Genomic DNA, 12570 nt, shown 5'->3' with positions numbered 1-12570 from the left:
GTTGAGTGCCAGCGTGGACGCAGGGCTGGCACCGGGGGTGTCAGGAACCGGGCGCGCTGCTCGTGGTCGTGCTCGTCGCGGTGGCCGACGACCCCGCGGGCGAGGGCGTCTCGGCACCACGGCACGGCTCGCCCCAGACGCCGCGCTCGGCCAGCCTCGCGCGGTCCTGGGCCGCGCGGACGGCGGTCATGGCCTCCGGCCGGGCGTCGGCGGCGTAGGCGCGCGCGATGCCGGCCTCGGACGCGAGCACCGCGTAGTCGGAGCCACCGACGAGGGACACGGCCGCGAGCCGGCGGTCGAAGCGGTCCGTCGCGGGGCCCGCCCCGGCGCCCAGGATCACTGCGCGGCCGTCGAGCACCTGCGCCGCGAACGCCCGGGCCTGCGCGCCGTAGCAGGCGCCGGGCGGCTGCACGCCCAGGGCGCGCACCCGCACGACGGGCCCGCCGTCGGGCAGGCGCGCGTCGAAGGTGACCGCGTCGACCACGGTCTGCACGACCACCCGCTCGCCCACCGGCGCGTCCGCCGCGCCGGTCAGCACGGCGGCCGGATCGGGTGCCGGCACGGTGGCCATCACCGGCCCGCGCAGGGTCACCAGGGTGAACACGGCGGCCGAGGCGCACACAGCGACGGCGACCCCGAGGACGAAGCGCGCGAGCGCGGCACGGGACACGCCGTCATAGTGACTGATCGTGATCAGTAATCGACGTTCGGTCACCGGGGCCGGCGGTCACCCGATCAGGTCGCGACCACCGGCAGTCGCCGCGTCCCGAGCACACGACCCGTGTACGGGCGTTGCTCCCCCTCGCCCACGGACACCCCAGCCCACCGGGAGGTCATCTCCTCGAGCGCGACGCGCGCCTCGAGACGGGCCAGCGGGGCGCCGAGGCAGAAGTGGATGCCGTGCCCGAACGCGAGCTGCGAGCCGCCGCCGATGCCGGCGCGCGTCGGGTCGAAGCGCTCCGGGTCGGGGTGGGCGTCGGGGTCGTGGTTCGCCGAGAGCAGCCACGGCATGACGATCGAGCGCGCCGGCACCGTCGTCCCCGCGATCTCGACGTCGCGGGTCGTCGCGCGGGCGGTCATCGGGAAGGGCGGGCGCAGCCGCAGCACCTCCTCGATCACCGACGGGATCGCCGAGGGCTCGGCGCGCAGGCCTGCCCAGGTGCCCGGGTTCTCGTCGATCACCCGGACCGCGTTGCCCAGCAGCAGCGTCGTGGTGATGTGCCCGGCGAGCAGCAGGAGCATCGAGAAGTTGGCGGCCTCCTCGTCGTCCAGACGCCGCCCGTCGACCTCGGCGGTGACCAGCGCGGAGATCAGGTCGTCGGTGGGGTCGGCGCGTCGTGCCCGGCACCAGTCGCCGAGGTAGGAGGTGATCTCGCCCATCGCGTCGCGGACCGCCGGGTCGGCGACCGCCTCCTTCGGGTCGTCGACCTGCATCGAGAACAGGCCCTCGGCCCACCCGCGGAAGCGTGGACGGTCCGAGGCGGGCAGCCCGAGCATCTCGGCGATCACCGTGACCGGCAGCGGGAAGGCGAGCGTGTCGACCAGGTCGAACGACGCGCCCGCCCCGTCGAGCATCGACCGCGTCAGCTCCCGGATCCGCGGCTCCAGGGCCGCGACGCGACGGGGCGTGAACGCGGCGCTGACCAGGTGCCGCAGGGCCTTGTGCTCCGGCGGGTCGAGCCGCGTCAGCATCCCCTTGCTCATCGCCTCGGAGCCCGGCATGACCGCCGAGAAGTCGGAGCTGAAGGTGGCGACGTCGCGCAGGACGACCTCGACGTCCGCGTGCCGGAAGACGTGGTGCAGGCCGTAGCGGTCACGCCAGACGGGGGCGTCGGCGCGGCGTGCCGCGAGCCAGTCCAGCAGGACGGGCAGGTCGGCGGTGTCGGGAGGCAGGTCGGGTGGCAGGTCGACAACGGCGTTCGTGCTCATGGCTCCTCCGGGAGGGCCGCGGTGAGGTGGTGGATGGTGCGCTCGTAGAGCGCGGCGAGCTCGGGCGCAGCCGCGGCGAGCGCGGCCGCGTCGGGCTCGCCCGGCGGGGCGAAACCCGCACGGACGAGGGTGGCCAGGGCGTCGGCCCGGGCCGCGAGACCCATGCCGTCGGTGGGCACGAGGTCGTCGAGGAAGAAGCCGATCACCGCGGCGCGCAGCCGGTAGGTCAGGTCCGGCGTCGTCGCGGGGTCGTCGGCGAGCAGGCCGTGGCGGTGGAGCATCGCGAAGTGCTCGGCGGCGAACTCCGTCTTGTCGGTGACGACCTCCAGGCCCGCCTTGGTGTCCGTCACGACCGCGCCGAGGATCTCGACATCACCCGTGTGCAGCGCCCGGCTCAGGGGCCGGCGATGCACGGCGAGGAACGTCGAGCGCAGGGTCGTGTCGAGAGCGGCCTCGCGCGGGTCGGCGTGCAGCGCGGCCAGCAGGTCGCGCGTCGTGCCGATCGAGTCGCGGACGAGGACCCCCGCGAAGAGGTCGAGCTTGCTCGCGAAGTGCAGGTACACGGTGCCCTTGCCGACGCCGGCCCGGCGGGCGACGTCCTCGATCGTCACCCGGCGGTAGCCGTGGGCGAGCAGCAGCTCCCCCGCCGCGTCCAGCATCCGTGCCACCCGGCTCACCCGGGACCTCCTCGTGACTCGTGACTGGAATTCATTTCCGGTCACGGGTCACGTTAGACCTCCGGCGAGCGCGGCGACAGACCGTGCGTCGTGATCGTCGAGGCGGCAAGCTCTGCGGTCATGACGAGGACGGTGCGGTTCTCCGAGCTCGGCGACCCCGACGTGCTGCGGATCGAGGAGGAACCCGACCCGACCCCGGGGCCGGGCGAGGTGGCCGTCGACGTCGCCGCGATCGGCCTCAACCGGGCCGAGTCGATGTTCCGGCGCGGCGAGTACATCGAAGCCACGCAGCTGCCGGCCCGCCTCGGCTACGAGTGCTCGGGCACGGTCGCGGCGCTGGGCGAGGGCGTCACGCGCTGGTCGGTCGGCGACCGGGTCAGCGTCGTCCCGGCGTTCTCGATGAACGACTACGGCGTCTACGCCGACCGCGCCGTCGTCCCCGCCCGCGCGCTCGTGCCGCTGCCGGACGCGACGAGCTGGGTCGACGGCGCCGCGGTGTGGATGCCGTTCCTCGTCGGGTACGGCGGGCTGGTCGAGACGGGCGGGCTCCGGGCCGGCGACCACGTCCTGATCACCGCCGCCACGTCGAGCGTGGGGCTCGCGGCGATCGCGGTCGCGAACCGCGTCGGCGCGGTCCCGATCGCCACCAGCCGATCGAGCTCGAAGGCGCCGCAGCTGCGCGACGCCGGCGCCGCGCACGTCGTCGCCACCGGCGAGGAGGACCTCGTCGACCGCGTCCTGGAGATCACCGACGGACGGGGCTGCGAGCACGTCTTCGACGCCGTCGCCGGTCCCGCCGTCGCCGATCTGGCCCGGGCGACCGCGGCGGGCGGCATCCTCACGATCCACGGCCTGCTCTCGGGGCAGCCGACACCGTTCCCGGCCGAGACGCTGCCCGATCTGTGGATGCGGACCTATACGTTGTTCGCGATGACCCACGATCCCGAGCGGCTCCGCCGCGCCGGCGCCTTCGTCGGCGCCGGCCTGCGTGACGGCTCCTTCTCCCCGCAGGTGGACCGCGTGTTCGACGGCCTCGACCAGGTGGTCGACGCGCACCGGCACCTCGAGTCCAACACCCAGGTCGGCAAGATCGTGCTGCGCCCGGGCGGTGCGTCATGAGCGCCGAGGAGGTCCCCGACGTCGTCGTGCGCTGGTTCCGCGACCACATCGACGAGATCGAGGGCGCGCTCGAGTTCACCCGGATCACCGGCGGGCGCTCCAACCTGACCTACCGCGTCACCGACGAGGCCGGGCACGCGTGGGCGCTGCGGCGCCCGCCACTGGGCGGGGTGCTCGAGACGGCCCACGACATGAGCCGGGAGTGGCGGTTCCTCTCCGCGCTCAACCCGACCGACGTCCCCGTCCCGACGCCGCGCGCGTTCTGCGACGACCACGACGTCTGGGGCGCCGACCTCTACGTCATGGACTTCGCGCCCGGGAAGGTCCTCAACGACACCGAGTCCGGCGAGAAGGTGCCGCAGGAGGCGCGCGCGGTCGTCGGCACCTCGACGATCGACGTCCTCGCCGCCCTGCACGCGGTGGAGCCCGGCGAGGTGGGGCTCGACGACCTCGCCCGGCCCGGCAACTTCGTCGCGCGCCAGCTCAAGCGCTGGCACCGGCAGGCCCACTCGTCGGCGATGGAGGACCTCTCCGCCCTCGACGCGGCCCACGACGCCCTCGCCGCGCGCGTCCCCGAGGGCGCGGTCGGGATCGTCCACGGCGACTACCGGCCCGGCAACATCGCCTACTCCCCCGACGGGCAGGCGGTCGCCGTCTTCGACTGGGAGCTGGCGACGATCGGCGACCCGCTCTGCGACCTCGGGCACCTGCTCGTGTCGTGGAGCGAGCCGGGCGACACGGTGCCCGAGGCCCTCCCGAGCCCGACCCCGGCCGGCGGATACCCCACCCGCGGCGAGCTCATCGAGCGCTACACCGCGGCGACGGGCACCGCGGACGTCGACATCGCCTACTACCTGGCCTTCGCACGCTGGCGGGCCGCGTGCATCCACGCCGGCGTCTGGACCCGCTACCGCGCGGGCGACATGGGTGCCGACGCCGACCCGGACGAGGTCACGGGCCCCGAGGCGATCATCGTGCAGGCCGAGACCGCGCTGGCGGAGCTGGACGGCTGACCCCTCGTGCGTGATCTTCCGAGTGATAGCTCAGAAGATCACGCACGTAGGGGTGGGCGCGCGTCACACCGTGGGCGCGGTCACGGAACGGGGTCGCAGGAGCACGGCCGGGAACCACACTGGCAGCGTCCCCGCGCTCGGCGTCGACGCGCGGGGCCGTTCCCTCTGAGGTCGCCGACGTGCCCGGAGTTCCCCGATGATCACTGGCGAGTGCCACTACTGCGAGTCCGTGCGGGTCTGGAAGCTCTACCCGCTCCGCCACGAGGACGGTTGCCCCACCGGCGGGCGCCGACCGCAGCGGCTGAGCCCCGACGAGTCCCTGCTCTTCCGGCACCCCGACCTGGCCGAGCTCGACCTCACGGTCAGTGCCTGGTACCCGGAGCTGGCGTCGGCGCTCTGAGCGCCTCGTCGGGCAGCGCCGCGGGCGTCGATCGTGACCCGCCGGCCCGCCGGCAGCGTCGTCCTCCGCAGGAGGTCATGGGCGCCGAGCAGGAGCTCGTCGGCCGCGACGGGGTCGTCGGCCTCGTCGCCGCGCTCTGACCCCGTCGCGCACGCCGCGAGCAACTCTCCGTACTGCTACTACCGTGGCATTCGAGTGGGGACCGAACGTTCGAGGGTTTTCCCTGATGCAGAGAGCGACCGACCCTCTCTACCGTCCGGCGACGACGACCCCGGTGTGGGCCGTTCGGGCGAGGGGGGATCGATGGGGGACGACGAGCACGCGGTCCAGCACCGGGAGGCGGCGCCGCACCCGCGGCCCCCCGCCGACGACGCGGCGGCCGGCACCTCTGCGCCACCCGGTACGCGTTGCGAGTGGGTCCGGGCGCTCGGGCAGGTCTCGGGCCTGATGCTCGCCCTGCGCGAGGCGGAGGCCGACGGCGCGACCCCACCCGACCCCCTTGCAGGCGGCCTGGCGCTGCGGGCCTGGAGCGGGCTCACCCGGCCGGTGCTCCGCGACCCCGACCGCATCACGCTCCCCGACGCGCGACCCGAGGAGCTCGCCCTCGTGGCGCGCTCGGCCCGTGTGCTCGCGACGTCGCTGTGCCGCTGGCGGGTGAGTGGCGTCGTCGACCTCGTCACGGCGGTCCTGCGCGAGGAGGCGTCCGTGCACGAGTGCGAACCGGAGCGGCTCGTCGCGCAGGTCGCCCGCCTGCACGGCGTCCTGTCGGCGCCGGACGCCGTCTCGGCCGGGGTCGTGTGGCACGCCCTCGACGACGAACCCGAGGAGACCCCGTGGACTACGTGACGATGCGTGGCCTGTTCTTCGCCCCGCCGGACCGTCCCCGCCCCGCCGACCCGCCCGCCGGCCGCGAGCCGTCGCCGGCCCGGGCGCTGCGCGACGCGATGGAGCCGCTGGCGTGCCTGTCGATCTGGTCGCCCGAGGCCGCCGAGGGCTACGCCCGGCTGGGACTGGACGACTACTTCGCCGCCTATGTCCGCGAGCGCACCGCGCCGCTCGGCACACCGCCGACCGCCGTCGCGGTGGCGGCGCTCGGTGTCTTCGCGCCGGACCTCGTCGGGCCCGAGTACGAGGCGGGCGTCGCCGCGGTCCCGCTCGCCGACCTCGTCCGGGTGCGCATCGACGCCCCGGGCGCCACGTTGCGTCGCCTGCTCGGGGACGTCGACGCCGAGGCGGCGTCCGTGGTGGAGGGGCTGCGCCGAGGCATCGACGCCGCCGACTCCACCGCCCGCCTTCTGTTCACCGGCCTGACCACCGAGCCGTGGCCGACCGACCCGCTCGCGGGCGTCGTCCACGCGTGTCACGTGCTGCGCGAGCACCGTGGCGACTCGCACCTCGCGGTCTGTGCGGTGGACGGGCTCGACGCGGTGCAGATGAACGTGCTCACCGAGCTCTGGTGCGGCTATCCGCTCGGCGCCTACACCGCGTCGCGGGGCTGGGGCCCCGAGCAGATCGACGCCGCCGTCGCCCGCCTGCGGGACCGCGGCCTGGTCGAGGAGGACCGGCTCAGCGCGGCCGGCCTGCGGCACCGCGCGGACCTCGAGGGGCGCACCGACGCGATGCAGCAGTCCGTGGTCGAGGCGATCGGCCCCGACCTGCCGGGGATCACCAAGCAGCTCGACGACTGGTCGGACGCCCTCATCGCCCTCGACGCGGCGCCGTCCGACCCCGCGAAGCGGCTGGCCGGCTGATCAGCTCTCCGGCTCGGGCTCCGGGCCGTCGATCGGTTCCTCGTGGTCGGAGCCCTGCACCGCGCCCGGGACGTCGCCGCCCGGCTCGATCGTCGGGCGGTAGGCGGGCTCGCCCTCGGTCGGCGGCTGGTCGGCCGTCGCGAGCGGGTCGGTCCGGTCGCTGCGGTCGCCGGCCATCTAGAGCGCCGCCTGCAGGGCGCGGCCCTCGCCGACACGTGCGGAGGCGAGCTCGCGCAGCCGGAAGCGCTGGACCTTGCCGGTCGCGGTGCGCGGGACCTCGTCGATGGCGATGACGTGGCGCGGGCGCTTGAACGACGCCAGACCCTCGCGGCACCAGGCCACGAGCGCCTCGGGGTCGACGGTGTGGCCCTCACGCGGGACGACGCACGCCACCGGGACGTCGAGGCCGTCGTCGTCCGACACCGCGACCACCACGACCTCGGCCACGCTCGGGTGCGCGACCAGGCGCTCCTCGACCTCGGCCGGCGTCACCCAGATGCCGCCGACCTTGAGCACGTCGTCGGTGCGCCCGAGGCAGGTGTAGGTGCCGTCGGCGTTGCGGATGTAGGTGTCGCCGGTGCGCAGCCACTCCCCCTCGAACACGAGGCGGTTGGTGGCGGTGCGGCACCAGTAGCCCGTGCAGATCGAGTCGCCTCGGACGTAGAGCGTCCCGGTCTCGCCGTCGGGGACGGGCCGGCCGTCCGTGCCGCGGATCTCGACGTCGTAGCCGGGGACGGGCACGCCCGACGTCCCGGGCACGACCTCGCCGGGCCGGTTCGACAGGTAGATGTGCAGCGCCTCGGTGGACCCGATGCCGTCGAGCACCTCGACGCCGAACACCGAGCGCATCCCGTTCACCATCCGGGCGGGCAGCGCCTCGCCCGCGGACGCGCCCTGGCGCACGGTGGCGAAGGCCGCGGCGTCGATCTGCCCGGACTCGGCGGCGGCCAGCAGCGGGCCGTAGGAGCTCGGGGTGCCGAAGAACATCGTCACCCGGTGGCGGGCGGCGAGCTCGGCGAGCAGCGCCGGGGTCGGCCGGGACGGCTCCAGGACGACCGCCGCGCCCACCGACAGCGGGAAGAACATCGAGTTCCCGATGCCGTAGGCGAAGAACAGCTTGGCCACCGAGAGGCACAGGTCTCCCGCGCGGATGCCGAGGACCTGCTGGCCGTAGGTCTCGCACACCGTGCGGATGTCGGCGTGCCGGTGCATCGCGGCCTTGGGCTTGCCGGTGGTGCCCGAGGTGTAGAGCCACAGCGCCTGGGACTCGTCCCACGTGTCGTACGCCGGCGGGATGCCGCCCAGCGCCTCGCCGGCGGCGAGCATCTCGGCCCACGTGCGCGCGCCCACCTCGGGGCCGAAGCCGGAGGGGTCGTCGCCGGTGACGACGACCTCGCCGACGTCGCCGCCCCGCTGGCGTGTCGCGAGCACCGCGGCGCGGGTGACGTCGGCGAAGGTCGCGGAGCACAGCACGAGCCGGCTGCGCGAGTCGGCCACGAGCACCGAGAGCTCGGGGCCGCGCAGCATCGTCGACACCGGCACGGCCACCGCGCCGAGCCGCATCGTCGCGAGGATGCCGGTGAACAGCTCGACCTCGTCGACCATGCACATGACGACCCGCTGCTCGGGCTGGACGCCCAGCGCCGCGAGCCCCGCGGCCACGCGGCCGACCTCGGCGTCCAGCTCGGCGTAGGTCAGCGTGCGCGAGGGCGCCCGCACCGCCACCCGGTCGCCCTCACCGGCCGCCAGCCGACGACCGACGAGGTAGTCCGTGGCGTTGAACGACTCCGACATGGGCGCCAGCTCCGTGGTGGTCGGCGTGACGGGTGGTGACGGCGAGGATGTGGCTTTCCTGGCACTGAGTGCAAGCGTGGACGCAGGGCTTGCACTCAACGTCAGAAAAGCCCCCGGCTCGCCCCGGGCGGGGTGACGCTCAGTTGAAGTGCACGTACTCGAAGTCCATGGGCTTGTCGTTGATCCCGTTGGACGGCGGGGCGATCCAGCCGGCGATCTTGCCCGGCTCGAGGACGGGGTGCATGAGCCCGCGCACGTGGGTCTTGTCGACCTCGGTGGGCAGCCACTTCGACTCCTGGGCCTTCCAGTCCTCCGCCGAGATCATCTTGCCCTCGGGGGTGATGTGGCTGCCGGCGAACGCGCCCACCTGCCGGTTGAAGCCGACGTGCGGCAGGGACAGGCGCGCGTCGATCCCGTGCTTCTCGAGGATGCGGTTCCAGCGCTTGAGCCCGCCGCGGCAGTCGCTCATGTACTCGCTGCGCAGGTCCTGGTTCAGGGCCAGCAGCGCCGGCACCTCGGTGGTCGTGATCTGCCCGTCGCGCACGGCGTCCACGGCGCCGGCGTCGTCGGTGAGCAGGTGGTCGTCCTTGCGGCGCTCCTCCTGCCAGCGACCCTTGATGCCGGCGGTGAAGTAGTTCGCGGCGTTGGTGGACGACTCGTTGCCGAAGAGGTCCAGCGAGACCGTGTAGTGGAAGTTGATGTACTTCTGGATCATCTCCAGCGGGATGCCGCCGGCCCCGGCGACCTCGTCGGAGTCGTGCTCGTTCATCAGCTGCGCGGTGCGGGTCACGACGCGGTCGATGCCGGTGGTGCCCACGAACATGTGGTGGGCCTCCTCCTTGAGCATGAACTCGCAGGTGCGCGAGAGCGGGTCGAAGCCCGACTCCTTCAGCGTGCCGAGCTGGTACTTGCCGTCCCGGTCGGTGAAGTACGTGAACATGTAGAACGACAGCCAGTCCGGGGTCTCCTCGTTGAAGGCCCCGAGGATGCGTGGCGAGTCGTCCGAGCCGGAGTTGCGCGCCAGCAGCTGGTCGGCCTCCTCGCGCCCGGCGCGGCCGAAGTAGGCGTGCAGCAGGTAGACCATCGCCCACAGGTGACGGCCCTCCTCGACGTTGACCTGGAACAGGTTGCGCATGTCGTAGAGCGACGGGGCGGTGGCGCCGAGGAAGCGCTGCTGCTCGACCGACGCGGGCTCGGTGTCGCCCTGGATGACGATCAGGCGCTGCAGGTCGGCGCGGTACTCGCCGGGCACCTCCTGCCAGACCGGCTCGCCCTTGTGCTCGCCGAAGGCGATCTTGCGGTCCGGGTCGTGCTCGGAGAGGAAGACGCCCCAGCGGTACTCGTTCATCGGGACGTGGTCGAAGTGCGCCCAGCCCTCGCGGCCGACGTCGACCGCCGTGCGCAGGTAGACGTCCTTGGTGTCGACGGCCGGGCCCATGTCGCCCCACCAGTCGAGGAAGTTCGGCTGCCAGCGCTCCAGGGCGCGCTGGAGCTTGCGGTCGGACGCGAGGTCGACGTTGTTCGGGATCTTCGCGTCGAAGTCGATCTTCGGGCGTGCGGAGGTCATGGTGGGGTCACACTCGCTTCTGGTCGAAGTCGGCCTTGCGTCCCGTGCCGTAGCGGCGCAGCGCGCCCTCCGGTCCCGAGGCGTTCGGGCGGATGAAGATCCAGTTCTGCCAGGCGGTCAGGCGGCCGAAGATCCGCGTCTCCATGGTCTCCGGGCCGACGAAACGGTGGTTCGCCTCCATGCCCGTGAGGGCGTCCGGGCTCAGCGAGGCGCGCTCCTCGAGAAGGATGCGGATCTCGTCCTCGTAGTCGATGTCGTCGGGGGCGTCGGTGACCAGGCCGGCCTCCTCGGCCTGCGCGCCGGTGAAGCGCGAGCCGGCCTCGAGCGCCGCGAGCGTCTCGTCGTCGCCGTAGAAGCGGGACTGCAGGCGGGTGAGCCCGTTGCCCATCGGGAACGTGCCGAAGTTCGACGCGGTGAGCACGATCTGCGCCGGGTCCTGCTCCTCGTCGTGGTCCTCGAAGGTGCCCTCGAGCATGTACTGGCGGTCGCACGCGAGGGCCAGCTCGAGCAGGGCGCCGGCGAAGCAGCTGCCGGGCTCGATCAGTGCGATCAGCGTGCGGCTGGTGACGTCGAGGCGCTTGAGGGTCCGCTTGAAGTAGTGGCGGATCTCGTTGACGAGCCAGTCGGACGACGAGTGCTCGGCGATGACCCGCTCGAAGGCCAGCGCGCCCTCGATCGAGCCCTGCGTCTTGATCAGCCAGGTGCCGATCTCGAGCTCGTTGGTGCGCAGCCGCAGGATGAGGTCGTCGAGCTCGCGGGTCATCGCCAGCGGCCAGAAGTCGGCGCCGAGGGCGTGGATGCGCTCGAGCGACTCGGGCACGGCGTGCGGCTCGGGGCCGAGCACCGTGATCGTCGCGGTGCGCGCGCCGCGGTCGATGTCGCAGCGCACGTTGGGGTAGCGGATCGAAGCCAGAGAATCAGACTCAGCGGTGACCTCGCGGGCCAACGGCGGCAGGCTGATTCCGTGACCGTCGACGGGCCGGTGCGACCCGGCCGCGGCCTCCGCCGCGCGCTCGCGCACCGTGGCGTCCCACTGCTTGCGCGAGACCGTCTCGTCGACGAGCTTCCAGTCGACGGCCTTGGGCCCCTGGAAGCCCTCGGACTTGGTGGCGAAGATGTCGGCGCGGTCCTTGCGGACATGGCGCTTGTCGGTGACGCGGGTGAGCCCGCCGGTGCCGGGCAGCACGCCGAGCAGTGGTACCTCGGGCAGCGCGACGGCGCTGGACCGATCGTTGACCAGCAGGATCGTCTCGCACGCGAGGGCCATCTCGTAGCCGCCGCCCGCCGCGGTGCCGTTGAGCGCGGCCAGCCAGGTCTGACCCGAGTTCGCGGTCATGTCCTCGATGCCGTTGCGGGTCTCGTTGGTGAACTTGCAGAAGTTCACCTTCCACGAGTGGCTCGACTGGGCGAGCATCCGGATGTTCGCCCCGGCGCAGAAGTTGGACTCCTTGCCGCTGGTGAGCACCACGCTGCGCACCTCGGGGTGGGAGAAGCGCAGGCGCTGGGTGAGGTCGTAGAGCTCGATGTCGACGCCCAGGTCGTAGGAGTTGAGCTTGAGCTCGTAGCCGGGAACCAGCCCGCCGTCCTCGGCGACGTCGAGGTAGACCCAGGCGGTCTCACCCTCGACCTCGTACCGCCAGTGGCGGTAGCGCGTGGGGTCGGTGTCGAAGTCGACCTGCGGCGGGGCGTCGGCACCGGCAGCCTGCGGGGCGGCCGGAGCGTCCTCGAGAACGGTCACGGTGGTGGTCCTCCCTTGTCGTGCGGGCCACAGTCTACGAGAATTCGACGCCGATGCATAGAGCTGTAGAACGTTGGAGGACCGGATGACGTGGCAGTGGATCGCCGAGCAGGAACCCCGCTGGGACCAGGGCAAGGCCGCCGCACTGGGCGACCTGCCGCCGACGCTCTTCGGGCTGGGCTACCCCGAGGTGGGCCAGCACCTCGGTGACACGTGGTGGCGCGTCGAGGACGACGCCGGTGCGGCGGTCGGCTACGGGCGCCTCGACGACACCTGGGGCGACGCCGAGATCCTGATCGTGGCCGCGCCCGAGGCCCGCGGCACCGGTGTCGGGGCGTTCGTCCTGGAGAACCTCGAGCGCGAGGCCGCGTCGCGGCAGCTCAACTACGTCTACAACGTCGTCCCCACCCGTCACCCCGACGGCGAGACCGTGCGGGAGTGGCTCGGCGCGCACGGCTTCACGGCCACCGAGGTCGGCGAGCTGCGCAAGAAGGTCGCGTCCGGAGCGGCGCCGGGCCGGGCGTGACCCGGAGGCCGCGCGCGGGAGATCAGGTGGACCTTGTCTGCTCGGCACGGACCTCC

At 73.1% G+C, this 12570-nt stretch carries 13 protein-coding genes; 6 read left to right on the top strand and 7 right to left on the bottom strand.

What is annotated here, in order from left to right; all coding sequences use genetic code 11:
• Nucleotides 1-40: 40 nt before the first annotated feature.
• The 3 genes from PH189_RS05905 to PH189_RS05895 all read right to left on the bottom strand — a co-directional run bounded on the left by PH189_RS05905 (nucleotide 41) and on the right by PH189_RS05895 (nucleotide 2606).
• Nucleotides 41-670, bottom strand: a complete 630-nt coding sequence (locus PH189_RS05905) for a thermonuclease family protein (RefSeq protein ID WP_274187827.1) — start codon at nucleotides 668-670, stop codon at nucleotides 41-43.
• Nucleotides 671-735: 65 nt separating this feature from the next.
• A complete protein-coding gene (locus PH189_RS05900; RefSeq protein WP_274187826.1) occupies nucleotides 736-1929 on the bottom strand; it encodes a cytochrome P450 in 1194 nt (397 codons plus the stop codon).
• On the bottom strand, nucleotides 1926-2606 hold the full coding sequence (locus PH189_RS05895; protein ID WP_274187825.1) for a TetR/AcrR family transcriptional regulator: 681 nt from the start codon (nucleotides 2604-2606) through the stop codon (nucleotides 1926-1928). The genes PH189_RS05900 and PH189_RS05895 overlap by 4 nt, the downstream gene beginning before the upstream one ends.
• 120 nt (nucleotides 2607-2726) lie before the next feature.
• Between PH189_RS05895 and PH189_RS05890 the strand changes: the two genes are divergently transcribed.
• The 5 genes from PH189_RS05890 (at nucleotide 2727) to PH189_RS05870 (ending at nucleotide 6889) form a co-directional block, all read left to right on the top strand.
• Nucleotides 2727-3725, top strand: coding sequence for a zinc-dependent alcohol dehydrogenase family protein (locus PH189_RS05890; RefSeq protein ID WP_274187824.1), 999 nt, complete (start codon nucleotides 2727-2729; stop codon nucleotides 3723-3725).
• Nucleotides 3722-4738, top strand: coding sequence for a phosphotransferase family protein (locus PH189_RS05885; protein ID WP_274187823.1), 1017 nt, complete (start codon nucleotides 3722-3724; stop codon nucleotides 4736-4738). Before PH189_RS05890 ends, PH189_RS05885 begins: the two co-directional genes overlap by 4 nt.
• A 196-nt stretch (nucleotides 4739-4934) precedes the next feature.
• Nucleotides 4935-5138 (top strand): hypothetical protein, encoded by a 204-nt coding sequence (locus PH189_RS05880; protein WP_274187822.1) that lies wholly within the window; start codon nucleotides 4935-4937, stop codon nucleotides 5136-5138.
• 303 nt (nucleotides 5139-5441) lie between these two features.
• Entirely contained in the window at nucleotides 5442-5984 is a 543-nt protein-coding gene (locus PH189_RS05875) for a hypothetical protein (RefSeq protein WP_274187821.1), read from the top strand.
• Nucleotides 5972-6889 (top strand): SCO6745 family protein, encoded by a 918-nt coding sequence (locus tag PH189_RS05870; protein ID WP_274187820.1) that lies wholly within the window; start codon nucleotides 5972-5974, stop codon nucleotides 6887-6889. The genes PH189_RS05875 and PH189_RS05870 overlap by 13 nt, the downstream gene beginning before the upstream one ends.
• Here PH189_RS05870 and PH189_RS05865 read toward each other — a convergent pair whose 3' ends face one another.
• The 4 genes from PH189_RS05865 to boxC form a co-directional block, all read right to left on the bottom strand.
• Nucleotides 6890-7066 carry a hypothetical protein gene (locus PH189_RS05865; protein ID WP_274187819.1) on the bottom strand — a complete coding sequence of 59 codons (177 nt, stop codon included), beginning with the start codon at nucleotides 7064-7066 and terminating at the stop codon, nucleotides 6890-6892.
• The gene (locus PH189_RS05860; RefSeq protein ID WP_274187818.1) at nucleotides 7067-8683 is read right to left on the bottom strand and encodes a benzoate-CoA ligase family protein; all 1617 of its coding nucleotides are present in this window, start codon (nucleotides 8681-8683) and stop codon (nucleotides 7067-7069) included. It lies immediately after the preceding gene.
• Between the two features lie 139 nt (nucleotides 8684-8822).
• The gene (gene boxB / locus PH189_RS05855; RefSeq protein ID WP_274187817.1) at nucleotides 8823-10250 is read right to left on the bottom strand and encodes a benzoyl-CoA 2,3-epoxidase subunit BoxB; all 1428 of its coding nucleotides are present in this window, start codon (nucleotides 10248-10250) and stop codon (nucleotides 8823-8825) included.
• Between the two features lie 7 nt (nucleotides 10251-10257).
• Nucleotides 10258-11988, bottom strand: a complete 1731-nt coding sequence (boxC, locus tag PH189_RS05850) for a 2,3-epoxybenzoyl-CoA dihydrolase (protein ID WP_274187816.1) — start codon at nucleotides 11986-11988, stop codon at nucleotides 10258-10260.
• Nucleotides 11989-12073: 85 nt separating this feature from the next.
• On the opposite strand from boxC, the gene PH189_RS05845 reads away from it, so the two are divergent.
• The gene (locus tag PH189_RS05845) at nucleotides 12074-12514 is read left to right on the top strand and encodes a GNAT family N-acetyltransferase (RefSeq protein ID WP_274187815.1); all 441 of its coding nucleotides are present in this window, start codon (nucleotides 12074-12076) and stop codon (nucleotides 12512-12514) included.
• The last annotated feature ends 56 nt before the right edge of the window (nucleotides 12515-12570 follow it).

It is taken from the genome of Actinomycetospora chibensis (assembly GCF_028737215.1).
GTDB classification, from domain to species: Bacteria; Actinomycetota; Actinomycetes; order Mycobacteriales; family Pseudonocardiaceae; genus Actinomycetospora; species Actinomycetospora chibensis.
Note: the sequence above shows the minus strand (reverse complement) of the source record. Positions and strands in the feature narration are given on the sequence as shown.

Bases quoted from the DNA above. Each gene is read 5' to 3' on its own strand.
- PH189_RS05900 (WP_274187826.1), bottom strand. From the start codon at position 1,929: ATGAGCACGAACGCCGTTGTCGACCTGCCACCCGACCTGCCTCCCGAC.
- PH189_RS05890 (WP_274187824.1), top strand. From the start codon at position 2,727: ATGACGAGGACGGTGCGGTTCTCCGAGCTCGGCGACCCCGACGTGCTG.
- PH189_RS05885 (WP_274187823.1), top strand. From the start codon at position 3,722: ATGAGCGCCGAGGAGGTCCCCGACGTCGTCGTGCGCTGGTTCCGCGAC.
- PH189_RS05880 (WP_274187822.1), top strand. From the start codon at position 4,935: ATGATCACTGGCGAGTGCCACTACTGCGAGTCCGTGCGGGTCTGGAAG.
- PH189_RS05875 (WP_274187821.1), top strand. From the start codon at position 5,442: ATGGGGGACGACGAGCACGCGGTCCAGCACCGGGAGGCGGCGCCGCAC.
- PH189_RS05865 (WP_274187819.1), bottom strand. From the start codon at position 7,066: ATGGCCGGCGACCGCAGCGACCGGACCGACCCGCTCGCGACGGCCGAC.
- PH189_RS05860 (WP_274187818.1), bottom strand. From the start codon at position 8,683: ATGTCGGAGTCGTTCAACGCCACGGACTACCTCGTCGGTCGTCGGCTG.
- boxB (WP_274187817.1), bottom strand. From the start codon at position 10,250: ATGACCTCCGCACGCCCGAAGATCGACTTCGACGCGAAGATCCCGAAC.
- PH189_RS05845 (WP_274187815.1), top strand. From the start codon at position 12,074: ATGACGTGGCAGTGGATCGCCGAGCAGGAACCCCGCTGGGACCAGGGC.